The organism is Enterobacter sp. RHBSTW-00901 (assembly GCF_014103115.1).
Lineage (GTDB): Bacteria > Pseudomonadota > Gammaproteobacteria > Enterobacterales > Enterobacteriaceae > Enterobacter > Enterobacter cloacae_P.
Genome location: NZ_JABXPB010000001.1, coordinates 2,157,628 through 2,181,613, shown reverse-complemented (window position 1 = coordinate 2,181,613; position 23,986 = coordinate 2,157,628). Strand labels below are relative to the sequence as shown.

At 54.3% G+C, this 23,986-nt stretch carries 20 protein-coding genes and 1 pseudogene; 13 read left to right on the top strand and 8 right to left on the bottom strand.

Going from position 1 to position 23,986, the window contains the following annotated elements:
* Nucleotides 1-6: 6 nt before the first annotated feature.
* The gene (locus HV318_RS10455; protein WP_182272714.1) at nt 7-1,305 is read right to left on the bottom strand and encodes an MFS transporter; all 1,299 of its coding nucleotides are present in this window, start codon (nt 1,303-1,305) and stop codon (nt 7-9) included.
* 474 nt (nt 1,306-1,779) lie between these two features.
* Here HV318_RS10455 and uxaC point away from each other — a divergent pair, with 474 nt between their 5' ends.
* Nucleotides 1,780-3,192: a glucuronate isomerase gene (uxaC, locus tag HV318_RS10450; protein ID WP_182272713.1), complete on the top strand. Its 1,413-nt coding sequence runs from the start codon at nt 1,780-1,782 to the stop codon at nt 3,190-3,192.
* Nucleotides 3,193-3,209: 17 nt separating this feature from the next.
* Nucleotides 3,210-4,697, top strand: coding sequence for a UxaA family hydrolase (locus HV318_RS10445; RefSeq protein WP_182272712.1), 1,488 nt, complete (start codon nt 3,210-3,212; stop codon nt 4,695-4,697).
* 90 nt (nt 4,698-4,787) lie between these two features.
* Here the strand turns inward: HV318_RS10445 and sstT are convergent, their stop codons facing one another.
* From sstT to HV318_RS10425, 4 genes are all read right to left on the bottom strand, one after another.
* Complete coding sequence (sstT, locus tag HV318_RS10440; RefSeq protein ID WP_182272711.1) at nt 4,788-6,029, bottom strand: serine/threonine transporter SstT; 1,242 nt, start codon at nt 6,027-6,029, stop codon at nt 4,788-4,790.
* Nucleotides 6,030-6,242: 213 nt separating this feature from the next.
* Complete coding sequence (locus tag HV318_RS10435) at nt 6,243-7,211, bottom strand: TerC family protein (RefSeq protein WP_182272710.1); 969 nt, start codon at nt 7,209-7,211, stop codon at nt 6,243-6,245.
* A gap of 262 nt (nt 7,212-7,473) precedes the next feature.
* On the bottom strand, nt 7,474-8,466 hold the full coding sequence (locus tag HV318_RS10430) for a Gfo/Idh/MocA family protein (RefSeq protein ID WP_182272709.1): 993 nt from the start codon (nt 8,464-8,466) through the stop codon (nt 7,474-7,476).
* 70 nt (nt 8,467-8,536) lie between these two features.
* Nucleotides 8,537-9,040, bottom strand: coding sequence for a YgjP-like metallopeptidase domain-containing protein (locus tag HV318_RS10425; RefSeq protein ID WP_182272708.1), 504 nt, complete (start codon nt 9,038-9,040; stop codon nt 8,537-8,539).
* An 85-nt stretch (nt 9,041-9,125) separates the two neighbouring features.
* Here HV318_RS10425 and rlmG point away from each other — a divergent pair, with 85 nt between their 5' ends.
* Nucleotides 9,126-10,262 carry a 23S rRNA (guanine(1835)-N(2))-methyltransferase RlmG gene (rlmG, locus tag HV318_RS10420; protein ID WP_182272707.1) on the top strand — a complete coding sequence of 379 codons (1,137 nt, stop codon included), beginning with the start codon at nt 9,126-9,128 and terminating at the stop codon, nt 10,260-10,262.
* Here the strand turns inward: rlmG and HV318_RS10415 are convergent.
* Complete coding sequence (locus tag HV318_RS10415; RefSeq protein ID WP_182272706.1) at nt 10,259-12,280, bottom strand: NADPH-dependent 2,4-dienoyl-CoA reductase; 2,022 nt, start codon at nt 12,278-12,280, stop codon at nt 10,259-10,261. The two genes, rlmG and HV318_RS10415, sit on opposite strands and share 4 nt — an antisense overlap.
* A gap of 252 nt (nt 12,281-12,532) precedes the next feature.
* Between HV318_RS10415 and HV318_RS10410 the strand changes: the two are divergent.
* The 4 genes and pseudogenes from HV318_RS10410 to HV318_RS10395 form a co-directional block, all read left to right on the top strand.
* Nucleotides 12,533-13,266, top strand: a pseudogene (locus HV318_RS10410) (YPO3983 family protein); the annotation flags it as partial.
* 102 nt (nt 13,267-13,368) lie between these two features.
* Nucleotides 13,369-13,863, top strand: a complete 495-nt coding sequence (locus tag HV318_RS10405) for a DUF943 family protein (protein WP_182272705.1) — start codon at nt 13,369-13,371, stop codon at nt 13,861-13,863.
* A gap of 195 nt (nt 13,864-14,058) precedes the next feature.
* A complete protein-coding gene (locus HV318_RS10400; RefSeq protein WP_182274576.1) occupies nt 14,059-14,883 on the top strand; it encodes a YPO3983 family protein in 825 nt (274 codons plus the stop codon).
* On the top strand, nt 14,880-15,353 hold the full coding sequence (locus HV318_RS10395; RefSeq protein WP_182272704.1) for a DUF943 family protein: 474 nt from the start codon (nt 14,880-14,882) through the stop codon (nt 15,351-15,353). Before HV318_RS10400 ends, HV318_RS10395 begins: the two co-directional genes overlap by 4 nt.
* Before the next feature lie 76 nt (nt 15,354-15,429).
* On the opposite strand, the gene lsrK is transcribed toward HV318_RS10395, so the two are convergent.
* Together lsrK and lsrR are read right to left on the bottom strand one after the other, a co-directional pair.
* Entirely contained in the window at nt 15,430-17,019 is a 1,590-nt protein-coding gene (lsrK, locus tag HV318_RS10390; protein WP_182272703.1) for an autoinducer-2 kinase, read from the bottom strand.
* A 37-nt stretch (nt 17,020-17,056) separates the two neighbouring features.
* Nucleotides 17,057-18,028 carry a transcriptional regulator LsrR gene (gene lsrR, locus HV318_RS10385; protein ID WP_182272702.1) on the bottom strand — a complete coding sequence of 324 codons (972 nt, stop codon included), beginning with the start codon at nt 18,026-18,028 and terminating at the stop codon, nt 17,057-17,059.
* Nucleotides 18,029-18,243: 215 nt separating this feature from the next.
* Here lsrR and lsrA point away from each other — a divergent pair, with 215 nt between their 5' ends.
* From lsrA to lsrG, 6 genes are read left to right on the top strand one after another with little or no spacing between them, the layout of a single operon-like run.
* On the top strand, nt 18,244-19,731 hold the full coding sequence (gene lsrA / locus HV318_RS10380; protein ID WP_182274575.1) for an autoinducer 2 ABC transporter ATP-binding protein LsrA: 1,488 nt from the start codon (nt 18,244-18,246) through the stop codon (nt 19,729-19,731).
* Entirely contained in the window at nt 19,728-20,759 is a 1,032-nt protein-coding gene (lsrC, locus tag HV318_RS10375; protein ID WP_182272701.1) for an autoinducer 2 ABC transporter permease LsrC, read from the top strand. The genes lsrA and lsrC overlap by 4 nt, the downstream gene beginning before the upstream one ends.
* Nucleotides 20,760-21,743: an autoinducer 2 ABC transporter permease LsrD gene (lsrD, locus tag HV318_RS10370; protein ID WP_182272700.1), complete on the top strand. Its 984-nt coding sequence runs from the start codon at nt 20,760-20,762 to the stop codon at nt 21,741-21,743. It begins immediately after the preceding gene.
* On the top strand, nt 21,740-22,747 hold the full coding sequence (lsrB, locus tag HV318_RS10365; protein ID WP_182272699.1) for an autoinducer 2 ABC transporter substrate-binding protein LsrB: 1,008 nt from the start codon (nt 21,740-21,742) through the stop codon (nt 22,745-22,747). The genes lsrD and lsrB overlap by 4 nt, the downstream gene beginning before the upstream one ends.
* 11 nt (nt 22,748-22,758) lie before the next feature.
* Nucleotides 22,759-23,646, top strand: a complete 888-nt coding sequence (gene lsrF, locus HV318_RS10360; protein WP_182272698.1) for a 3-hydroxy-5-phosphonooxypentane-2,4-dione thiolase — start codon at nt 22,759-22,761, stop codon at nt 23,644-23,646.
* Nucleotides 23,643-23,936: a (4S)-4-hydroxy-5-phosphonooxypentane-2,3-dione isomerase gene (lsrG, locus tag HV318_RS10355; protein WP_182272697.1), complete on the top strand. Its 294-nt coding sequence runs from the start codon at nt 23,643-23,645 to the stop codon at nt 23,934-23,936. Before lsrF ends, lsrG begins: the two co-directional genes overlap by 4 nt.
* Nucleotides 23,937-23,986 lie beyond the last annotated feature (50 nt).

Genomic DNA, 23,986 nt, shown 5'->3' with positions numbered 1-23,986 from the left:
GAAACGCTAACTCTGCGTGAGCGGCTTTCCGACGGACTCTTCCTGCAACTCTTCAGCTGATTTGCTTTTCAGCACCGTCCAGATAACCACCGCACCTAACAGGTCGAAGACAGCCAGCACAGCGAACAGTGGGCTGAAGCCGATGGTATCTGCCAGCGCACCCACCACCAGAGCAAACAGGGTACTTGCTGTCCACGCGGCCATACCGGTCAGGCCGTTTGCCGTTGCCACTTCATTGCGGCCAAAGACGTCAGAAGAGAGTGTAATCAGCGCGCCGGACAGTGACTGGTGAGCGAAGCCACCGATACACAGCAGAGCGATAGCGATATAAGGGCTGGTGAACAGGCCGATCATGCCTGGGCCAATCATCAGCAACGCCCCCATCGTGACCACCATTTTACGGGAAACGATCAGGTTCACGCCAAACCAGCGCTGGAACAGCGGTGGCAGGTAACCCCCAACGATACAACCGAGGTCGGCGAACAGCATTGGCATCCAGGCGAACATGGCAATTTCTTTCAGGTTAAAGCCGTAAACTTTAAACATGAACAGTGGGATCCAGGCGTTAAACGTACCCCAGGCCGGTTCTGCCAGGAAACGTGGCAGCGCGATCCCCCAGAACTGACGGGTCCCCAGGATCTGCCGGACAGACATTTTTTTGCCGTTGTTGGTCTGATGCTGAGATTCCTGGCCACCAATGATGTAGTCACGTTCTTCAGGAGACAGTTTTTTCTGATCGCGTGGGTGCTTGTAGAAAACCAGCCACGCCATTGCCCATGCAAAGCTCAGGACGCCAGAGATGATGAATGCCATCTGCCAGCTGTGCATCACGATAGCCCATACCACCAGCGGCGGCGCAATCATCGCACCGATGGAAGAACCCACATTGAAATAACCGACGGCGATAGAACGTTCTTTTGCCGGGAACCACTCGGAACTGGCTTTCAGGCCAGCCGGGATCATTGCGGCTTCTGCTGCACCGACCGCACCACGTGCCAGCGCCAGGCCACCCCAGCTTCCTGCCATTGCGGTTGCACCGCAGAAAATCGCCCATGCTACGGCGAAGAAGGCATAGCCGATTTTGGTGCCCAGGATATCAAGGACATAGCCCGCAACAGGCTGCATAACTGTGTAAGCCGCGGAGTAAGCAGCAATAATGTAGGAGTATTGTTGCGTGGAGATATGTAATTCTTCCATCAACGTTGGCGCTGCTGCTGCTACGGTGTTACGTGTCAGGTAGCCCAGCACGGTACCTAAGGTCACCAGTGCGATCATGTACCAACGTAACCCTTTAATTTTACGCATGTAAAACCTCATCGTTATGTTATTTCCGCACCGGAGCACGGCAATCGCTCAACCATTTCCAGGGGCGACTGTTAACGGGAGGGGCGTAACCAGAAAAATACCGGCATAGCCCGAACCTTGGCATAAGTCATCGTGCATAAATTGGTATCCGTACCGTTAAGTCCGGTGTATCTGACACCGGGAATGCATTTCGTCGGCTTATATCTTGCGACGGCAAAAAGATAACTTGTCATACAACTTTAAAAGGTGAGTGACATCACAATTGCTGGAATATTTGTAGGGACATTCTGACGTGCAAGGGAAGCCAGTAATGGCGCGGCCTTCAGACGGGTTTGCCTCTTTAGGGGTAAATTATTTGTCGACGTTTATTGATCTGACTCACGAAAAAAACTACGGTCTCTGGAAATTGGTGTGATAACTTTGCAGCATCTGAACATTAAGCTTTCTGACGCTCTCGTTAAGAGGAAGACGATAATGACCCCGTTTATGACCGATGATTTCCTGTTAGATACCGAATTTGCTCGCCGCCTGTACCACGACTACGCAAAAGACCAGCCGATTTTCGACTACCACTGCCATTTACCGCCGCAGCAGGTTGCCGAAAATTATCGTTTTAAAAATCTGTATGACATCTGGCTGAAGGGTGACCACTACAAATGGCGCGCAATGCGTACCAACGGTGTGGCTGAGCGACTGTGTACTGGTGATGCCACCGACCGCGAGAAGTTTGATGCCTGGGCCGCAACCGTTCCACACACCATCGGCAATCCGCTATACCACTGGACGCACCTCGAACTGCGTCGTCCGTTCGGTATTACAGGCAAGCTGCTTTCGCCCGCGACAGCCGACGACATCTGGGCGCAATGCAACGAATTGTTGGCGCAAGACGCCTTCTCTGCGCGCGGCATCATGAAGCAGATGAACGTGAAAATGGTGGGCACGACTGACGATCCAATCGACTCACTGGAGCACCACGCGGTGGTCGCCAAAGACACCTCTTTTGATATCAAAGTGCTGCCGAGCTGGCGTCCGGATAAAGCCTTCAATATTGAGCAGGCCACCTTTAGCGACTACATGGCGAAGCTGGCGGACGTTTCTGATACCGATATTCGTCGTTTCGCAGACTTGCAGAGCGCGCTGATCAAACGTCTGGATCACTTTGCGGCGCACGGCTGTAAGGTGTCCGACCACGCGCTGGACGTGGTGCTGTTTGCGGAGTCAAACGAAGCCGAGCTGGACACTATCCTGGCGCGTCGTTTATCCGGTGAGTCCCTGAGCGAGCATGAAGTAGCGCAGTTCAAAACGGCGGTGCTGGTGTTCCTCGGCGGGGAATACGCGCGTCGCGGCTGGGTGCAGCAGTATCACATTGGTGCGCTGCGTAATAACAACCAGCGTCAGTTCAAACTGTTGGGCGCGGACGTGGGCTTCGACTCCATCAACGACCGTCCAATGGCGGAAGCACTCTCCAGGCTGCTGAGCAAACAGAACGAGCAAAACCTGCTGCCGAAAACCATCCTCTACTGCCTGAACCCGCGCGATAACGAAGTGCTGGGCACGATGATTGGTAACTTCCAGGGGGAAGGGATGCCGGGCAAGATGCAGTTCGGCTCTGGCTGGTGGTTCAACGATCAGAAAGACGGCATGGAGCGTCAGATGACGCAGCTGGCGCAGCTTGGCCTGCTCAGCCGTTTTGTCGGTATGCTGACCGACAGCCGCAGCTTCCTCTCTTATACGCGCCATGAATATTTCCGCCGCATTCTGTGCCAGACGATAGGCCGCTGGGTGGCTGCGGGTGAAGCCCCGGCGGATATCCAGCTGCTGGGCGAAATGGTGAGAAACATCTGCTTTAACAATGCGCGTGACTACTTCGCCATTGAACTGAACTAAGGTTGTCTGAGGTTGATATGCAATACATCAAAATCCATTCGCTGGATAACGTTGCCGTCGCGCTGGCCGATCTGACGGAAGGCGAAGTCGTGACCGTGGAGAACCAGACGGTCACGCTGCGTCAGGCAATTGCACGCGGGCATAAGTTTGCCGTGCTCCCCATTGCCAAAGGGGAAAACGTGGTGAAGTACGGTTTGCCCATTGGTCATGCGCTGGCGGAGATTGCGCCGGGTGAACATATTCATTCCCACAATACCCGCACCAATCTGAGCGATCTGGACGAGTATAGCTATCAACCTGACTTCCAGGTGGAAGCCGGACAGGCGGCGGATCGGGAGGTGCAGATCTACCGCCGTGACAATGGCGACGTGGGGATCCGCAACGAACTGTGGATCCTCCCGACGGTGGGCTGCGTCAATGGGATCGCACGTCAGATCCAGACGCGCTTCCTGAAAGAAACCAACGATGCTGAAGGTACCGACGGCGTGCATCTGTTCAGCCACACTTACGGCTGTTCCCAGCTCGGCGACGACCACATCAATACCCGTACTATGCTGCAAAACATGGTGCGTCACCCGAATGCGGGGGCGGTGCTGGTGATTGGTCTGGGCTGTGAAAACAACCAGGTGGATGCCTTCCGCGACACGCTGGGCGAGTTCGACCCCGAGCGCGTGCATTTTATGGTGTGCCAGCATCAGGATGATGAAGTGGAAGCGGGCATTGAGCAGCTTCACCAGTTGTATGAGGTGATGCGTCATGACCAGCGCGAGCCGGGTAAGCTGAGCGAGCTGAAGTTTGGTCTGGAGTGCGGCGGATCGGATGGTCTTTCAGGTATCACGGCTAACCCAATGCTGGGGCGTTTCTCGGACTACACGATCGCCAACGGAGGAACCTCCGTACTGACTGAAGTCCCGGAGATGTTTGGCGCAGAGCGTATTCTGATGAGCCACTGCCGTAATGAAGAGACGTTTGAGAAGACGGTCATGATGGTGAACGACTTCAAACAGTACTTCATCGCTCACAATCAGCCGATTTACGAAAACCCGTCTCCGGGGAACAAAGCGGGTGGGATCACCACGCTGGAAGAGAAATCCCTCGGCTGCACCCAGAAAGCGGGAGCCAGCCCGGTGGTGGACGTCCTGCGCTACGGTGAACGTCTGAAAACCCACGGCCTGAACCTGCTGAGCGCACCGGGTAACGATGCGGTAGCCACCAGCGCGCTGGCCGGAGCCGGATGCCACATGGTGCTGTTCAGTACCGGTCGCGGTACACCGTACGGCGGTTTCGTGCCGACGGTGAAAATTGCCACCAACAGCGAGCTGGCGGCGAAGAAAAAACACTGGATTGATTTCGATGCCGGTCAGTTGATCCATGGCAAAGCGATGCCGCAGTTGCTGACCGAATTCGTGGATATCATTGTGGAATTTGCTAACGGCAAGCAGACCTGTAACGAGAAGAACGACTTCCGCGAGCTGGCGATCTTTAAGAGTGGTGTGACGCTGTAGCCTGTGTGGGCTGATGCCCTCACCCTGGCCCTCTCCCACAGGGAGAGGGAGCAAACACTAAAAACGGCAACTTGCGTTGCCGTTTTGCTTTTATCCGCGCAGGGCATTCTTCGCTAAACGCACATCTTCCGCCTGGCAAGCCGCTGCGGTGAACAGCACGTCGGTTGACGAGTTCAGCGCCGTCTCGCAGGAGTCCTGCAGCACGCCGATAATGAAGCCCACCGCCACAACCTGCATGGCGATTTCATTCGGGATACCGAACATATTACAGGCCAGTGGGATCAGCAGCAGTGAACCGCCCGCCACGCCCGATGCACCGCATGCACAAAGCGATGCCACCACGCTCAGCAACAGCGCTGTCGGCAAGTCTACCGGGATACCCAGCGTATGCACCGCCGCCAGTGTCAGCACGGTAATGGTGATTGCCGCACCCGCCATATTCACGGTCGCACCCAGCGGGATAGAAACAGAATAAGTATCGCGATCCAGGTTCAGCTTCTCAGCCAGCGCCATGTTTACCGGAATGTTTGCTGCAGAGCTGCGGGTGAAGAAGGCATACACACCGCTTTCACGCAGGCACATCAGGACAAGTGGGTACGGGTTGCGACGGATCTGCCAGAACACCAACAGTGGGTTAATCACCAGTGCCACCAGCAGCATACAGCCAATCAGGACGATCAGCAGTTGCGCGTAACCCCACAGGGTTTCGAAGCCAGTGGTTGCCAGCGTAGAGGAGACCAGGCCGAAAATACCGATGGGTGCAAAACGAATGACGATTTTGACAATAAAGGTCACGGCGTTTGAGACATCGTTGACCAGGTTTTTCGTCGTTTCATTGCCGTGACGTAACGCGAAGCCCAGACCCACTGCCCAGACCAGAATGCCAATATAGTTGGCGTTCATCAGCGCGGTAATGGGGTTCGAAACCATGCTCATCAGCAAACCGCGCATCACTTCAATGATGCCGGAAGGGGGCGTGATTTCGCCCGCAGCGGTGGTCAGATGCAGGGTGGAAGGGAACAGGAAGCTGAACAGAACAGCCGTCAGCGCGGCAGAGAAAGTGCCCAGCAGGTATAAAAAGAGAATTGGGCGAATATTGGTTTTTTGTCCGTGTTGATGGTTGGCAATCGATGCCATCACCAGCATCAGAACCAGCACCGGTGCGACGGCTTTCAGCGCGCCAACGAACAGGGTACCGAGCAGTCCGGTGGCTTCAGCGGCAGGTTTTGACACCATTGCCAGCAGGATCCCCAGAACCAGCCCGACCAGAATTTGTTTAACGAGGCTACCCTGCGCCAGGCGCGCAAACAGGCCGTTTGATTGTGTACTCATACAAAATTCCTAAGTGAAATTGTGTTCCATCCCGGATGTGCTCTTAGTCACATTTATGTCCAGATGTAAATAAATGTTTGCCTGGTCGAGTATAAGGAAAGTGCATGTGGAGGGAAGCGTAAAATGCTGGATTTTACGTGTTGCGTCATATTTTTTAACTATTAAGTTACAAAAATGTGTTCACCCTCTCCAGGCGGGAGAGGGTGGGAGAGACTACTCTACCTGCTGTTTCTTATCGTGCTGGCGGTTAACCCAGGTATTGATAATCAGCGTGACGATCAGAATACCAAACACAATACCGAGCGAAATGGCGATCGGAATATGGTAGAAATCGACAATCAGCATTTTGATACCGATAAATACCAGAATCACCGACAGGCCATATTTCAGCATGGAGAAGCGTTCCGCCGCGCCCGCCAGCAGGAAGTACATCGCACGCAGACCGAGGATCGCGAACAGGTTAGAGGTCAGCACGATGAACGGGTCAGTGGTCACCGCGAAAATGGCCGGGATACTGTCTACCGCGAAAATCACATCGCTCAGCTCAACCAGAATCAGCACCAGCAGCAGCGGAGTGGCAAACAGCAGGCCGTTTTTACGCACGAAGAAATGTTCGCTCTCGATCTTGTCCGTCATGCGCAGATGGCCACGGATCCACTTCACCAGCGGGCGATCGCCAATGGCGGAGCCGTCTTCTTTTGCCAGCGCCATCTTGATACCGGTGAACAGCAGGAACGCACCGAAGACGTATAACAACCATTCGAACTGGGTAATCAGCCAGCTTCCGGCGAAGATCATAATGGTACGCAGGACAATCGCGCCCAGCACGCCGTAGACCAGCACGCGACGCTGCAGTGATGCCGGTACGGCGAAGTAGCTGAACAGCATCAGCCAGACGAAGACGTTATCCACCGCCAGGGCTTTTTCAATCAGATAGCCGGTGAGGAAGGCAAGTGCCTGAGGATCGGCAACGGCACGCCCCTCGGTTGAGGCCAGATACCACCAGAAGGCAGCGCAGAAGAGCAGGGAGAGGGTGACCCACACCAGCGACCAGGCGGCAGCCTGTTTCATGGTCATGCCCTGTGCGCCGCGACGTCCCTGCAAAAAGAGGTCGATCGCCAGCATGACAAGCACGACGACCGCGAATCCGCCCCATAACATTGGAGTGCCGACAGAATGCATACTTTTTTCCTTACACATAAAAAAACAAAAACGGCTATGGTCAGAAGACGATAGCCGTTAGCTTTTTATGCATAGACCTCGCCTTCCGGCAAGGTCTCACTTACAGCTGAAAAAACAGGTTTTCAACTGCCCGGCGACCGGATGCGGTTTTGCACGCATCGTAATGACGATCCACCGGCAAGGAAGTTACTCCCCTTTGCGGGTAACAAAATATGTCAGAGCATCGGTTTCGTCAATGGTCTGCGCATTTCATTACACAGTTTTACGCGATAGCGTCCACGCTGTCTGCAGGGAAGACCACCCCCGTCTGACGGCGGATCTCCGTTTGCAGCTTCGCCGTGGTGCGGCTTACCGCCAGGCCAGGGTGATTGACTTCGTTGCTTTCTACCAGACGGGCAAAGGCCTCTGCCTCATAGAGCATAGTGTTAATATGCTGAGGTTGCGTCAGCTCCTGCGCTTTACCGCCACGTGGCACGAAGCTCAGCTTCTGGCACTCGGAAATCTTCTCAATCACCAGCGATCCCGCTTCACCCTGAATTTCGCTTGGCAGGACGGAATCACTCACTTTGGAGTGCTGCAGCGTCACGCTGAAATCACCGTAGTCCAGTACCACTACCCCGTGTGCATCCACGCCGCTCTCCAGCAGACTGGCCGTTGCCGTTACGCCATGAGGTTCGCCCCACAGCGCTATGGCGGAGGCCAGGCAGTAGAAACCAATATCCATAATCGAGCCGTTGGAGAAGGCCGGGTTAAAGGTGTTCGGGTTCTCACCGTTCAGATAACGCTGGTAACGCGAAGAGTACTGACAGTAGTTGATAAAGGCTTTGCGCACTTTGCCAACCTTCGGTAAGGATTGCTGCAACAGCAGGAAGTTCGGCAGGCTGGCGGTTTTGAATGCTTCGAACAACACCACCTGGTTTTCGCGGGCAAGCTGAATGGCGGCTTCCACTTCCTGAATATTTGAGGCCAACGGCTTCTCGCAAATCACATGTTTTTTATGGCTCAGGAACAGCTTCGTTTGCGGGAAGTGCAGGGAGTTTGGGCTGGCAATATAGACCGCGTCAATGGCATCACTTTGCGCCATCGCATCGAGCGAGGTAAACAGATGTTCGACCAGATAGTCGTTTGCAAAACTCTGCGCCTGCTCAAGGCTGCGGGAATAGACTGCGGTGAGTTTATATTTGCCGGTTTCGTGGGCGGCGTCGACGAACTGGCGAGTGATCCAGTTCGTACCGATGACTGCGAAACGTATCATAAACGTTTACGTACTCCGTAGCTGGGAACCTTCAGCCACTGTAGCACGCCATCATGACAATTCGCGTGCGTTACTGCGCATTACTCTTTAACGATAAATGCGTAAGCCACAGACGGGTATCAAACTCCAGCTGGTGGTATTGCGGCTCCATGTGGCAGCACAGGGAGTAGAACGCTTTGTCGTGCTCTTTCTCTTTCAGATGCGCCAGCTCGTGAACCACTATCATCCGCAGGAAGGCTTCCGGTGCATTGCGAAACACGGTTGCGACGCGGATCTCCGCTTTCGCTTTTAGCTTGCCGCCCTGTACGCGGGAAATCGCCGTGTGCAGGCCGAGGGCATTTTTCAGTACGTGGATCTTGTTGTCGTACATGACCTTGTTGATAGGCGGTGCACTCTTCAGATACTGGTTTTTCAAATCCTGCGTATACTGCCAGAGCGCCTTATCGGTCGCGAAATCGTGCGTGCCCGGATAGCGTTTTTCCAGCACAGCGCCCAGCTTTTGCTCGGCAATTAAGCTGCGAACCTGGGAAAGTAAGTTCTCCGGGTAGCCCTGGAGATAAGTCAGCTGGTTCATCAAAACCCCAAAATAATTTGAAAACGGGTATACTCACGCACCCTTTTCAGGGATAACGCCGAAATTTTACCATTCAGGAGGGCCGATGAGCCACTTAGACAACGGTTTCCGTTCACTCAACCTTAAACGTTTCCCGGAAACGGACGACGTCAACCCGCTTATGGCGTGGGAAGCGGCGGATGAATATCTGCTGCAGCAGTTGGATGACACTGAGATCAGCGGCCCGGTTTTGATCCTGAATGACGCGTTCGGCGCGCTGGGCTGTGCTCTGGCCGAACATACACCCTACAGTATCGGCGACTCTTACTTAAGCGAGCTGGCGACGCGTGAAAATCTGCGCCACAACGACATCGAAGAATCCAGCGTTAAGTTTCTCGACAGCACCGCGGAATACCCGCAGGCACCGGGCGTGGTACTGATTAAAGTCCCTAAAACGATGGCATTGCTGGAGCAACAGTTGCGTGCGTTGCGCAAAGTCGTCACTCCGCAAACGCGTATTATTGCGGGCGCGAAGGCGCGCGATATCCACACCTCAACGCTGGAATTGTTCGAGAAGGTGCTTGGCCCAACCACCACGACGCTGGCGTGGAAAAAAGCGCGCCTGATCAACTGTACTTTCAGTTCACCGGGACTGGCTGACACGCCAGAGACCCTGAGCTGGAAGCTGGAAGGTACAGACTGGACCATCCACAACCACGCGAACGTTTTCTCCCGCACCGGTCTGGATATCGGGGCGCGTTTCTTTATTGAACATCTGCCGGAAAATCTGGAAGGTGAGATTGTCGACCTGGGCTGCGGTAATGGTGTGATTGGCCTGACGCTGCTGGCGAAGAACCCTGAAGCCAGCGTTGTCTTTAGCGATGAGTCACCGATGGCGGTTGCCTCCAGCCGTCTGAACGTGGAAACCAACATGCCAGAGGCGCTGGATCGCTGCGAGTTTATGATTAACAACGCACTTTCTGGCGTGGAGCCTTTCCGCTTCAATGCCGTACTGTGTAACCCTCCGTTCCACCAGAAGCACGCGCTGACGGATAACGTCGCCTGGGAAATGTTCCACCATGCGCGTCGCTGCCTGAAAATTAACGGCGAGCTGTACATCGTGGCAAACCGCCACCTGGACTATTTCCACAAGCTGAAGAAGATTTTCGGAAACTGCACCACGATTGCCACCAATAACAAGTTCGTGGTGCTGAAGTCCGTGAAGCTGGGTCGTCGTCGCTAAATGGTCAGCGCGAGCTGGGTGCCCTGCGCAATCGCACGGCGTGCATCCAGCTCCATTGCCACATCGCACCCACCAATCAAATGTACCGGTTTGCCCGCTTCACGCAGCGGATCGGCCAGATCTCGCTTCGGCTCCTGTCCGGCACATAAAATCACATGATCCACGCGCAACAGCTGAGACTCTCCGCCGATCAAAACATGTAGTCCGTCGTCATCGATCTTCTGATAACTCACCGCCGGGATCATCTTCACGCCGCGCGCGAGTAGGGTTGCACGGTGGATCCAGCCGGTGGTTTTACCCAGCCCTTCACCCGGTTTACTGCTTTTACGCTGTAGCATCACAATCTGACGCGGGCTTTTTGGCAGCTGTGGTCCTTCCGGACGCAGGCCGCCGGACGAGGTCAGGCTGGTATCGATCCCCCATTCCACGCAAAACCCGGCAATGTTCTGGCTGGTGGCTTCACCGGGCTGGCTTAAGTACATGGCAGTATCAAAACCGATCCCACCACAGCCGATGATTGCCACTTTCTTGCCGACCGGCATTTTGTCGCGCAAGACGTCCAGATAGCTCAGCACCTTCGGATGATCGATACCCTCGATCGCCGGCGTTCGCGGGGCGATCCCGCTGGCTAAGATCACCTCATCGAAATCGATCAGATCGGTTGGGGTGGCAAACTGGTTTAACCGCAGCACGACGCCCGTCAGGTCGATCATCCGACGGTAATAGCGCAGGGTTTCATGGAACTCCTCCTTGCCGGGGATCTGTTTGGCAATATTAAACTGCCCGCCAATCTCGCCTGCGGCGTCAAACAGCGTCACGCTGTGCCCGCGTGAGGCTGCATTCACCGCAAACGCCAGACCTGCCGGGCCTGCACCGACCACCGCCAGACGTTTTTTATTGACCGCCGGAACGACCGGCATTTTGGTTTCGTGGCAGGCACGCGGGTTCACCAGGCAGGAGGTGACTTTACCGACGAAGATCTGATCCAGACAGGCCTGGTTACAGCCGATGCAGGTGTTGATCTCATCCGCACGGCCACTTTGCGCTTTAGACAGCAGTTCGGCATCCGCAAGGAACGGGCGTGCCATCGACACCATATCGGCGTCGCCTCTGGAAATGACATCGTCTGCCACCTGAGGATCGTTAATGCGGTTGGTGGTCACCAGTGGGATCGACACGCTGCCCTTCAGCTTGCGCGTCACCCAGCTAAACGCCGCACGCGGTACTGGCGTGGCAATAGTCGGAATACGCGCTTCGTGCCAGCCGATCCCGGTGTTAATAATGGTTGCGCCTGCGGATTCAATCGCTTTTGCCAGCTGCACGGTTTCGTCGAACGTGCCACCGCCTTCTACCAGGTCGAGCATCGACAGACGGAAGACGATAATAAAATCGGCACCGGTGCGTTCGCGCACGGCGCGCACCACTTCCACGGCAAAGCGCATGCGATGGGCATAGTTGCCCCCCCATTCGTCGTCGCGCTGGTTGGTGCGGGCGGCGAGGAATTCGTTTATCAGATACCCTTCGGAGCCCATTACTTCGACGCCATCGTAGCCCGCTTCACGCGCCAGCGCCGCACAGCGGGCGAAATCGTCAATCAACGCCAGGATCTCGTCATGGCTGAGTGCGTGCGGCGTGAAACGGTTAATGGGAGCCTGAATGGCCGATGGCGCAACCAGATTCGGTTGATAGCTATAGCGCCCGGTATGCAGGATTTGCAGGGCAATTTTGCCACCTTCTTTGTGAACCGCATCGGTCACAATACGGTGATGCGGCAGCTGGCTGGCATCGTTCAGCACTGCGCCACCTTCCATCCCCACCCCTGAAGGGGCTGGGGCTACGCCGCCGGTGACGATCAGCGCCACCCCGTGTCGCGCACGCTCGGCGTAGAAGGCGGCCAGACGTTCGGCTCCATCCGGGTGCTCTTCCAGCCCGGTATGCATCGAGCCCATCAACACGCGGTTTTTGAGCGTGGTAAACCCCAGATCGAGAGGGGCGAATAACGACGGGTAGCAGCTCATAGTCTCTTCCAGTGTAAAATTATTGTTATGTGGTCGGATGAGTTACTAATTTAGCCAGCATGGAGTAAAAGGGAAAAGGGGAATGCGGTGATTGTGATGGGATTCAAAGATCTGATCCCTGCGAGATGCAATGGGGAATGTGAAATAAGGCCTGTTATACAGGGTTTTTGTTCTGGTGTTGTACATTCATCTCTTATAAATTATTGATTATTAAAAATATACTAAAAAATAGTTAATTCATTAAACTTATCAATGTTTCTCCCTTGCACGCTCTTCGAAACGGTGGCGAGGTTTGATGATTATCGTGCTGATGACATGCAGAGTGGCGACATGGAGGAGCATGAGCTGGCGCTTGGGTTCAGGGATGTATCTGCAAAGGTAGATCCTTACCAGCTTGTTCGTTATGACTTCTCTCAAACACATAATCTGGACGGCATATTTAGCGATACAGCCTCTGATACAAAAATAACTCACGAAAAATGCGTTGATATTTTATTCACTGAAATGAAAGAACTCTCATCGATGTTTTCGCTTTATGGCGATTATAAAGCGCTGATTGGGGAGATGATTGAACATTTTCGATATGGAAATGGTCGGGTATTTGTCAGCCAGAAATTGAATTCGGCCTTTCATTTGAGATTAAATAAAGCTAGCTCGAAGAACCCAGTTGCTATCATACGTAATATCCTTCAAAAGAAATTTCATAATAAATCAAAAGATGCTTATTTACCCTTTATTCTTCAGGAATTGAAAGTCGGTCTACTAGTGTCGTATTTGGTTAAATTTAATTTACCAGAAGATAAGATTAATGGTCTTGGAATTACTGTTCACGATATTTCAGTGCAAAAGATAAGATTCAAAGATATGCTCATGGGTGGAGTACAACGCTACATTTCGAAGCTCAAGATCATTTTGGTCTGGATGTCATAGATATCAGTAACAAGTTTTACAATGAATTCCGATTTTTTCGTATATGGCCTTTCTTGCAAAGGCATAGGGCTTTTTCTTTTAAACCATTTTCCACCAATTTTGGTACAGTTGTGAGAATGGATAAATATTGATGAGAGCTATTTTTTATTAAAAAACCGTTGGCAGTATTGTTTTTACTATTTGTAATTTATAATGTCTATACCTTGCGAAAAGTAAATGTTATTTTTTCTGAGAATGTATGGACAGGCGACTATGTTATTGCAGTTGACCACTTGCCCTTAACCGATCGGGATAAAATTAGCTGGTTTAACGATAACAAAAAATCACAAGATCATTATAATATTTCAATATCCGATTTTTACGAAATTATCATTATAGAAGCCGTTGGTGGCGGTAAAAATAGTAATGGTCGTTGGGTCGATGATTATTATTGTTTCAGAGATGCCAGGAGCGACAACCGCTGCGTAGATAAAAGCCTGCCAATGAGCATTATACATGGTGAGAATGATGCCCTGACGTTTGATACTCATGATTTCGGAGGAGAATATGTCCAGGGGACTGACGGCAATGTTCTGAAAAGCAATTATGAAAATTATTTCGCCGATCTGAGCCAAAGGTCCAACGAATGTCTGGAACGCTGGCTGTTTCGTTGACCGTCTGCCCGGCAGTAAAGCGGGGCAGACACTATTCTGCATTCGTCTGATTTCTTCGCCGAACCAGAATCGGAAGAGTGTGATGAAACACCTGTTCTTTGTGAGGTTTTTAATCTAACGTCTGATGCTGAAATGACATAACTTACTGATTATTAATAAGGTAAATAAGACGTGATTAATTCTTTCAACCCATCAATGTTTCTTCCCTGCACGCTTTTTGAAACGGTCACGCGTTTCTATGATACCGATGCTGATGATATGCAGTGTGGTGACATGGGGGAGCAGGAATTGCTGTCGCTTGGTCTTGGGGATGTATCCGAAAAAGTGGACCCTTATCGACTGGTGCGTTACGATTTTCCCGATAAGCACCATCTGGATGATTTTTTTGGTTCCTCTTCTGCCGGTACAAAAATATCGCATGAGGAATGTGTTGATATATTGTTTACTGAAATGAAAGAGCTTTCTCAGATTTTTTCATTTCAGGGAGAGTACAAAACGTTAATCGGAGAATTGATTGATCATTTCAGATATGGAAATGGGAGTGGATTTTACACCCAACGGTTGAATTCTGCTTTTCATGACAGGATAAATGGTTATTTCATAGGCAATCCACTTTTAATAATTAAAGGCAGCATTCAGACAGAACTAAGTTTAAATAATCGAAAAACATCTGTTCCAGAATTCTTAGGTAATATAAAGAGAAAATTACTAAAATCAACTCTTCCTAAATACAATAAAAAAATGGACAGAGTAAATGGCCTGGGAATTAGTGTGCATGATATTGCAGCTCAAAAGATAACACTATTAAATTTTCAACAGTACGCTATTGGCTGGAGCGCAACGGTTCATTTCCTGGCTCAGGACCACTTTGGACTGGATGTCACCGATATTAAAAGTGAGCTTTACAGTCAATTCCGATTTTTCCGGATATGGTTTTTCTTGCAGCGACACAGGAATTTCGCATTTAAGCCATTTTTTACTAATTTTCAATCGGTCTCAAGAGTTGAGATGTATCAATGAAAAAGAAATTCCCATTATTGTTATTAACTTTGTTTCTGGCAGGCGCATTTTATAACCTTTGGACGTTAAGGCCAGTTAAAGTATTACATGCTTCTTCAGATGGATATGGAGACGTTGAACTAGTGGTCACCCATATGCCCTGGACTGATATGGAAAAAATTTCCTGGTTCATTTTAAATAGAGAAGATATCAGGGCTAAATATCCACTATTTCCTGACGTTTGGCATCGTTATTATATAACAGATATTGGTGATGGATTTACTAATAATAAGATAAGCCCACATGAAGACTTGAGGTGTTTCTCAGAAATCCAAAATGACAAAAATTGTATTGTTAAAAATTACCTATTAGTCGTCGATGAATATCCCGATCGCTATCCACGATTCTCCCTTTCTGAAGGTAATTTTGAATACCAGTTAACACCGGAAAGTAAGATAGAGGCTGTACCTCCTCCCGAAGGCTGGAGATGAACATGCTAATAAAAGCTCTGCTCACCGGGGCGACGAAATCGTAAGTCAGATAAGCACAGCGCCACCCGGTGTTTTTTTACGGAACCACAGAACGTTCAGTGCGCACCAGCCCCGGTGCCTGCCACATCGACGTGGTCAGCCCGCTGTCCACCAGCCCAAGCTGGTCGGCGTACACCGCCTGCCATTTCTGCATCATGCCGTCATACAACTCGCGGTGTGCCGGGTTCGGCGTAAATTCGCGGCTCCATTTCACCAGCCGCTCGCCTGTCGACGCCATATCTGCAAACAATCCTGCCCCGGTACCTGCGGCAATCGCGCAGCCCAGCGCCGTCGCTTCTTTGACTTCAGGTACGCGCACCGGCAGCCCGGTGACATCGCTTAAAATCTGGCTCCACAATGCGCCTTTGGCTCCGCCACCGGCAAAGACCAGGCTTTCAAACGTCACGCCGGAGAAGCGGGAAATCTGTGCCAGGTTACAGGCGGAGACAATCGCGGCGTTTTCCTCCAGTGCGCGGAACAGCGTGGCTTTGTTGCACTTTTCCGGGTCGATGGAGAGGTTAATAAACGATGGCGCGGCGTGGTACCACTGCCTGAAATGCATGGCGTCGGAGAAGATGGGCATCACCCCGTAAGAGCCTGCCGGAACGCGGCTGGCCATCTCTTCCAGCAGGGAATAGGTGTCCATGCCCATCCGCCCGGCAATCAGCTTTTCCTCCGCGCAGAAGGCGTCGCGGAACCAGCGCATTGTTAATCCGGTGAAGAAACTGATGGATTCGGCTTGTGCCATGCCGGGGATCACGTGGGGGTTAACCCGGATATTCATATCGGGATCGGTACGCACCTGCGGTAAATTCACCACCTGCTGCCAGAAGGTACCGCCCAGCACTGCCGTTTGTCCGGGGCGAACGATGCCCAGCCCCAGACACCCGAGCTGCACGTCGCCACCGCCCATGACCACCGGCGTCCCTTCGCGAAGGCCGCTCTGCTGCGCGGCCGCTTTGGTAATGGCTCCAAGCAATGTGCCCGTCTCTTTCACCGGGGAGAGAATATCGGTGCGTAACCCGGCCATGTCCAGCAGGGCCGGACGCCAGTCGCGGGAAAAGAGATCTAACATGCCGGTGGTACCCGCATTCGACGGGTCCACCGCCAGCTCGCCGGAGAGTTTCGCCGCCAGCCAGTCGCTGATCATGGTAAGGGTAGCGGCTTTACGGTAGATATCCGGGCGATGGTGCGCAAGCCACAGCAGGCGCGGCATGGCGCTCAGCGCCAGGGTCTGGCCGGAGACGTCATATACCTCGGATTCAAAGTGGTAATCGTGGATCTCTTTGAGTTCAGCCACCTCGCGGCTGGCGCGGGCGTCAACATTGGCGCAGGCCCAGATGGCCTCGCCGTTGCGGTCATACAGCACTATCCCTTCGCGCATTGAACAGCAGGCGACGGACTGAATATCCGCCGCGCTCAGGTGCGCACGCTCCAGCGCCTGATGGATGCACTGGCAAGCCAGCCGCCAGTTGGTGTCGAGGTCAAACTCCATCGACCCCGGTACATTCTCTACGCTCAGGTGTTTCCACTCGGCCTGGCCGACGGCTATCTGGTTGCCCTGCAAATCGAAAATGACGGCGCGAACGCTGCCTGTCCCTGCATCTAACGCTAAAAGGTAACTCATGAGCATGCCTCGTTGTTAGCGCAGTCTGAACAGACTCTTAGTTTGCCAGAGCCAGCACCGCGCGGGCTGTCGTCTCTTCCGTCACCAGGCCATTGATACGGCGACCTTTCAGTGCGGCATAAATCGCATCGGCTTTCTCTTCCCCTCCGGCCACGCCAACGATGATGGGCAACTGTGCCAGTTCATCGAGCGTGACGCCGAGTAATTCACGGTGGATCTCCAGCTCCTCAACGCATTCCCCTTCGGCATTGAGGAAATAACCGAGGATGTCACCCACGGCCCCTTTGCGGGCGTACATCAGCTGCTCACCTTCACTGATATAGCCAGAGCGTAAAATGGTGGCATCCCGGCGCTGGTTTACAGAACCAATTCCCACCACCGCGACATCGGCGGCGGTTGCTGCGAGGATCACATCCCGTACGCTGGTTTCTTGTTTTAAGATCCCGGCAACAGAAGCGGATGAGACGCGCAGCGGGGCGGGGATCATGCTGACGCTACAGGCCGCATCCAGTTGACCAATACCGGTCATATACGGCCCCACGCCGCCGGAAAGCGTCACAAGGCGGATCTGCTGTGAGCTAATAAAGCCGCTTAAGTGCTGCAGGCTGCTCATGGTGGTTTCACCAAATCCCACGGCCAGGAGCTGACCGGGTTCCAGTACGCCCATCAGCGACTGTGCCGCACCAATGCCTAACCGCACGTTCATCGGCGGGGTGTTCAGCGCGGGCATCACGCGCACCAGCTTCAGGCCAAAGCGTTGTTGAAGCTCAGTTTCCAGCGCCAGACAACCCTCGTAGCGGGAGTTGATCTGCACGCGGATCACCCCGGACTGGCGTCCTTTCTCCAGCAGGCGGGAGATCTTCAGACGCGGCAGGCCGAGCCGCTCGCCAATGTCGTTCTGGGTCAGCCCATCGTGGTAGTAACACCACGCCACGCGGGCAACCAGCTCCTCTTCTGCCAGTGCCAGCCCGGCAAACCGACCGTCTTCCGCAGTGCGTTTATCGCTCATATGTGAACTCTTATAAAAATTTAGATCATATGTTCGTGATGGCGCGGGGGGAAAGTGTGAGCCACGCGACAAAACGGATCTTTTAGATTGTTCCAGGTTTATCTGAATCTTAATCGATAAAACTGTGATCCCTGCACGGTTGTAAATATAGTTCACCGTCTACGCTTTTGAACAATATTAAATCTAAAAATCATTTGTTCAATAGCGGAGCGATGATGACGCCACTTCTCGAAGCACGTGATATCTGCAAGCAGTTCTCTGGCGTGCCGGTCTTAAAAGGCATTGATTTCACGCTGCGTGCGGGTCAGGTGCATGCGCTGATGGGCGGTAACGGTGCGGGAAAATCGACGTTGATGAAGATAATCGCCGGCGTAGAGACCGCGGACAACGGTGAACTTTCGGTCGAAGGCCAGTCATTTGCGCGCCTCAGCCCGGGGCAGGCACACAAGCTGGGCATTTACCTGGTACCGCAGGAGCCGCTGTTGTTTCCCAACCTGACAGTGCGGGAAAACATTCTTTTCCGCCTGCCGCGTGAAAACGGGGTGGATAAACGGCTGGCGGAGAAACTCCAGCAGTTACAGTGCCAGATCGGTCTTGATGCTACCGCCAGCACCCTGGAAGTGGCGGATCAACAGATGGTGGAGATCCTGCGTGGGTTGATGCGCAATGCGAAGATCCTGATCCTTGACGAACCCACGGCGTCGCTCACGCCAGGCGAAACCGAAAGACTGTTTCGCCAGATCCGCGCCCTGCAGGAACTTGGCGTCGGCATTGTCTTTATCTCGCATAAGTTGCCGGAGATCCGCACGCTTTCGAGCCACGTCTCAGTGATGCGCGACGGAGCTGTGGTGCTCAGTGGTGAAACCGCGCAGTTTGACGATAGCGCCCTGATTGCCGCCATGACGCCGGTGAGCCGGGAAAAGGGGTTAAGCGACGCGCAAAAACTGTGGCTGTCGCTGCCGGGCAACCGCCGCACCCAGCCGCAGGATTTTCCGGTGCTGCGCGTGGAAGATCTGACCGGGGAAGGGTTTATCGATATTAATCTGGAAATCTATGCCGGGGAGATCGTTGGCCTTGCCGGGCTGGTGGGATCCGGGCGCACCGAGTTTGCTGAAACCCTCTACGGTTTGCGCCCGGTGCGCGGTGGACGGGTCTGGCTGGAGAATCAGGAGATCACCCATGCTCCCGTTTTTTTACGGCTGGATAAAGGACTGGTCTACCTGCCGGAAGACAGGCAGGTTTCTGGCTTGTTCCTGGACGCGCCTATCCGCTGGAACACCGTGGCGCTGAATGAACCGTCCATCTGGCAGCAGCGCAAACGGGAGTCTGCGGTGGTGGAGCGCTATCACCGGGCACTGGGGATCAAGCTCAACCATGCGGATCAAACCGTGCGCACGCTCTCCGGCGGTAACCAGCAAAAGGTGCTGCTGGCGCGCTGTCTGGAGGCCAATCCGCTGCTGTTGATCGTCGATGAACCGACGCGCGGCGTGGATGTGTCGGCGCGCGCTGATATCTATCAACTGATCAAAAGCGTGGCGGCGCAAAACGTAGCGGTACTGATGATCTCAAGCGATCTTGATGAGTTTCCTGGCCTGGCAGACCGTGTATTAGTGATGCATCAGGGCGTACTCAGCGGCGAACTGCCGCGCCACGCCGTCAGCCTTGATCGGATGATGGCGCTGGCGTTCGGAGGGCAATCATGAAGACCTTGCTGAAAAACCGCGAGCTGAGCGCCTTTCTGGCGATCCTCGCGCTGTTCGCCGTGCTGGTGGCGCTGAACCCGGCTTATTTCAGTCTGCAAACGCTGGGGATGATCTTTGCCAGCTCGCAAATCCTGATCCTGCTGGCGCTCGGTGCTGCGCTGGTGATGCTGACCCGCAATATTGATGTTTCCGTTGGTTCCACCGTTGGGCTGTCTGCCATTGCCGTCGGTGTGGCACTCAACAGTGGTTACAGCTTGCCGGTGGCAATGCTCTTTGCGTTATCTGTTGGCGCGCTGGCGGGGGCATTCAACGGTTTTCTGGTGGTAGGGCTGCGCATTCCGGCGATTGTCGCCACGCTCGGTACGCTGGGGCTGTACCGCGGGGTGATGCTGCTCTGGACAGGCGGGAAGTGGATTGAAGGGTTACCGTCGGGGCTGAAATCTCTCTCCGTTCCTGCCGTCGCCGGTATTTCGCCACTCGGTATGATGGTGTTGTTTTTAACCGCCGTCGGTGTGTGGATGCTGTCGCGAACCGCGTTCGGGCGGGATTTCTACGCCGTCGGGGATAACCTCACTGCCGCGCGACAGCTCGGCGTGGCGGTGAACCGTACGCGGATGATCGCATTTACGCTAAACGGCATGCTGGCGGCCTGCGCCGGGATTGTCTTTGCCTCGCAGATTGGCTTTGTGCCCAACCAGACCGGCAGCGGGCTGGAGATGAAAGCCATTGCCGCCTGCGTGCTGGGGGGGATCTCGCTGCTGGGCGGCACCGGCACGCTCGTCGGCGCGTTCCTCGGGGCGTTTTTCCTGACCCAAATCGATACCGTGCTGGTGCTGTTTAAACTCCCGGCCTGGTGGAATGACTTTATCGCCGGGCTGGTGTTACTGGGCGTGCTGGTGCTCGACGGACGCCTGCGTCAGGCCCTGGCACGGCATCAACGGGCACTGAAATACGGCCGCTTCCAGCCGGGTAACAAAGGGGGAAAGCACGTCACCCCGTTTCCCAAACGCAAAAAAGAGGTGGCGTAAATGAAGCTTAACTGGGAAAGCGCGCTGCTGGTGTTACTGGTGCTGGAGATCCTGCTTTTTGGAGCCATTAACCCGCGCATGCTCGACATCAACATGCTGCTGTTCAGTACCAGTGATTTTATCTGCATCGGCATTGTGGCGCTGCCGCTTACGCTTGTGATCATTAGCGGTGGGATAGACATATCCCTCGGCTCAACCATTGGCCTGTGTGCCATTGCACTGGGGGTGATGATGCAGGCGGGCTGGCCGATGGCGGTGGCGATTCCGCTGACGTTGCTGCTGGGCCTGCTGTGCGGGCTGGTTAACGCGGCGCTTATTCATTACACCGGCGTCAGCCCTCTGGTTATCACCCTTGGCACGCTCTACCTCTACGGCGGTGGAGCGCTGCTGCTCTCCGGCATGGCAGGGGCGACAGGCTATGAGGGCATTGGTGGCTTCCCGGACAGCTTTACCGCCTTCGCCAACCTCACCGTTTTTGGTCTGCCAGTCCCGCTGGTGCTGTTTGCGGTCATTACCGTCTTCTTCTGGCTGATAACCCACCGCGGGCGCTTTGGCCGCCACCTGTTTTTGATTGGACAAAACCCGCGTGCAGCTCGCTATGCGGCGCTGTCGGTGAACGGTATGCCTTATGTGCTGTATGGCCTGGTGGGTGTGGCTTCAGCGATAGCTGCACTGGTGATGGTCTCTTATTTCGGTTCGGCGCGTTCGGATTTGGGGCGCGATTTACTCATGCCTGCACTCACTGCCGCCGTGCTCGGCGGGGCGAATATCTACGGCGGTTCAGGTTCGGTTATGGGAACTGCACTGGCGGCGCTGCTGGTGGGGTACCTGCAACAGGGTTTACAGATGGTCGGCATCCCCAACCAGGTGTCGAGCGCGCTGTCAGGGGCGCTGTTGGTTGTGGTGGTGATGGGACGTTCGCTGAGTCTGCACCGTGAATGGGTGCGTAATTTCTTCCTCAAAACTACCCGGAGCGTAAGATGAAAACAAAACTGATAGTCCTGGCGATGGCGATGGCGCTCAGCTTCGCGTCGGCACAGGCGGCAGACCGCATTGCCTTTATCCCGAAGCTGGTGGGCGTGGGCTTCTTCACCAGCGGGGGAAACGGCGCGAAAGAGGCGGGTAAAACGTTGGGCGCAGACGTCACCTATGATGGCCCGACTGAGCCAAGCGTCTCCGGCCAGGTGCAGCTTATCAACAACTTCGTCAACCAGGGCTATAACGCCATTATCGTCTCCGCCGTGTCGCCGGATGGCCTCTGCCCGGCGCTCAAACGCGCGATGCAGCGTGGTGTGAAGGTGCTGACCTGGGACTCCGACACCAAACCGGAGTGCCGCAGTATTTACATCAACCAGGGCACCCCGGAACAGCTCGGCGGCCTGTTGGTTGATATGGCCGGAAAACAGGTCACCAAACCGAATGCCAAAGTCGCGTTCTTCTACTCAAGCCCCACCGTCACCGACCAGAACCAGTGGGTAAAAGAGGCGAAAGCCAAAATCGAGAAAGAGCATCCCCAGTGGCAAATTGTCACCACCCAGTTTGGCTATAACGATGCCACCAAATCCCTGCAAACTGCCGAAGGGATCTTAAAAGCGTACCCGGATCTGGATGCGATCATCGCCCCGGATGCCAACGCCCTGCCAGCGGCAGCGCAGGCGGCGGAAAACCTGAAGCGTGAAGGGGTGGCGATTGTCGGGTTCAGTACCCCTAACGTGATGCGTCCGTACGTAGAGCGCGGCACGGTGAAAGCCTTCGGCCTGTGGGATGTGGTGCAACAGGGCAAAATTGCGGTCAATGTCGCCGATCATTTATTGAAAAAAGGCGATCTTAACGTTGGCGACAGCGTGGAGGTCAACGATATCGGTACGCTGAAGGTCGAGCCGAACAGCGTGCAGGGCTACCAGTATGAGGCGAAGGGCAACGGCATTGTGCTGCTGCCAGAGCGCGTGGTGTTCACCAAAGAGAACATCAACCAATACGATTTCTGACGGGGGAGCAAATGGCTGATTTAGACGACATCAAAGACGGCAAAGATTTTGGCATCGGCACACCGCAGCAAAACGTGCCGTACACCCTGAAGGGCTGCGGCTCGCTGGACTGGGGCATGCAGTCCAGACTTTCGCGCATCTTCAACCCGAAAAGCAACCGCACGGTGATGCTGGCCTTTGACCACGGTTACTTTCAGGGGCCGACTACCGGCCTTGAGCGTATTGATCTCTCGATTGCCCCGCTGTTTGGCGAAACCGATGTGCTGATGTGTACCCGTGGCATTCTGCGAAGCACTGTGCCGGCTGCCACCAACAAACCGGTGGTGCTGCGCGCGTCCGGCGGTAACTCGATCTTAGGCGAACTGTCCAACGAGTGCGTGGCGGTGGCGATGGAAGATGCTCTGCGTCTGAACGTCTGTGCGGTGGCGGCGCAGGTGTACATCGGCAGTGAGTTCGAGCATCAGTCGATCAACAACATCATCAAGCTGGTGGACGCCGGGGCACGTTACGGTATGCCGACGCTGGCGGTCACAGGCGTGGGTAAAGAGATGGCGCGCGACGCACGGTATTTCTCGCTCGCCAGCCGTATCGCCGCCGAAATGGGGGCGCAGTTCGTCAAAACCTATTATGTGGACGAGGGCTTTGAAAAAGTCACCGCCAGCTGTCCGGTGCCGATTGTGATCGCCGGAGGCAAAAAACTACCGGAGCACGAGGCGCTGGAGATGTGCTTCCGTGCGATTGATCAAGGGGCATCTGGCGTGGATATGGGGCGCAATATCTTCCAGTCCAGCGCGCCACTCGCCATGCTAAAAGCGGTGAAAAAAGTGGTTCACGAGAACATGAGCGCGCGGGAAGCTTTCCAGTTCTGGCAGGAAGAAAAACAGGGAGAAGCAAAATGAATGTGACGTTAGTGGAGATCAACATCAAACCCGAACGGGTGGACGAGTTTCTGGAGGTGTTTCGCGCCAATCATGAAGGGGCGATCCAGGAGCCGGGAAACCTGCGTTTCGACGTGTTGCAGGACCCGCGCGTGAAAACCCGGTTCTTTATCTACGAAGCCTATAAAGACGAAGAGGCGGTGCTGGCACACAAGAAAACGCCGCACTATCTGGCGTGCGTGGATAAGCTTGAGCAGTTGATGTCGGAGCCGCGCAAAAAACGCAGTTTTGTGGGACTGTTGCCGGAGTAACGTTTTGCCCGGTGGCGCTGCGCTTACCGGGCCTACGGGCACGAGGTTAT

Bases quoted from the DNA above. Each gene is read 5' to 3' on its own strand.
- HV318_RS10415 (WP_182272706.1), bottom strand. From the start codon at position 12,280: ATGAGCTGCTACCCGTCGTTATTCGCCCCTCTCGATCTGGGGTTTACC.
- HV318_RS10425 (WP_182272708.1), bottom strand. From the start codon at position 9,040: ATGAACCAGCTGACTTATCTCCAGGGCTACCCGGAGAACTTACTTTCC.
- HV318_RS10435 (WP_182272710.1), bottom strand. From the start codon at position 7,211: ATGCATTCTGTCGGCACTCCAATGTTATGGGGCGGATTCGCGGTCGTC.
- lsrC (WP_182272701.1), top strand. From the start codon at position 19,728: ATGAAGACCTTGCTGAAAAACCGCGAGCTGAGCGCCTTTCTGGCGATC.
- rlmG (WP_182272707.1), top strand. From the start codon at position 9,126: ATGAGCCACTTAGACAACGGTTTCCGTTCACTCAACCTTAAACGTTTC.
- uxaC (WP_182272713.1), top strand. From the start codon at position 1,780: ATGACCCCGTTTATGACCGATGATTTCCTGTTAGATACCGAATTTGCT.
- HV318_RS10395 (WP_182272704.1), top strand. From the start codon at position 14,880: ATGAAAAAGAAATTCCCATTATTGTTATTAACTTTGTTTCTGGCAGGC.
- HV318_RS10430 (WP_182272709.1), bottom strand. From the start codon at position 8,466: ATGATACGTTTCGCAGTCATCGGTACGAACTGGATCACTCGCCAGTTC.
- lsrG (WP_182272697.1), top strand. From the start codon at position 23,643: ATGAATGTGACGTTAGTGGAGATCAACATCAAACCCGAACGGGTGGAC.
- lsrD (WP_182272700.1), top strand. From the start codon at position 20,760: ATGAAGCTTAACTGGGAAAGCGCGCTGCTGGTGTTACTGGTGCTGGAG.
- lsrF (WP_182272698.1), top strand. From the start codon at position 22,759: ATGGCTGATTTAGACGACATCAAAGACGGCAAAGATTTTGGCATCGGC.
- lsrB (WP_182272699.1), top strand. From the start codon at position 21,740: ATGAAAACAAAACTGATAGTCCTGGCGATGGCGATGGCGCTCAGCTTC.
- HV318_RS10400 (WP_182274576.1), top strand. From the start codon at position 14,059: ATGTTTCTTCCCTGCACGCTTTTTGAAACGGTCACGCGTTTCTATGAT.
- lsrA (WP_182274575.1), top strand. From the start codon at position 18,244: ATGACGCCACTTCTCGAAGCACGTGATATCTGCAAGCAGTTCTCTGGC.
- lsrK (WP_182272703.1), bottom strand. From the start codon at position 17,019: ATGAGTTACCTTTTAGCGTTAGATGCAGGGACAGGCAGCGTTCGCGCC.
- sstT (WP_182272711.1), bottom strand. From the start codon at position 6,029: ATGAGTACACAATCAAACGGCCTGTTTGCGCGCCTGGCGCAGGGTAGC.
- lsrR (WP_182272702.1), bottom strand. From the start codon at position 18,028: ATGAGCGATAAACGCACTGCGGAAGACGGTCGGTTTGCCGGGCTGGCA.
- HV318_RS10445 (WP_182272712.1), top strand. From the start codon at position 3,210: ATGCAATACATCAAAATCCATTCGCTGGATAACGTTGCCGTCGCGCTG.
- HV318_RS10455 (WP_182272714.1), bottom strand. From the start codon at position 1,305: ATGCGTAAAATTAAAGGGTTACGTTGGTACATGATCGCACTGGTGACC.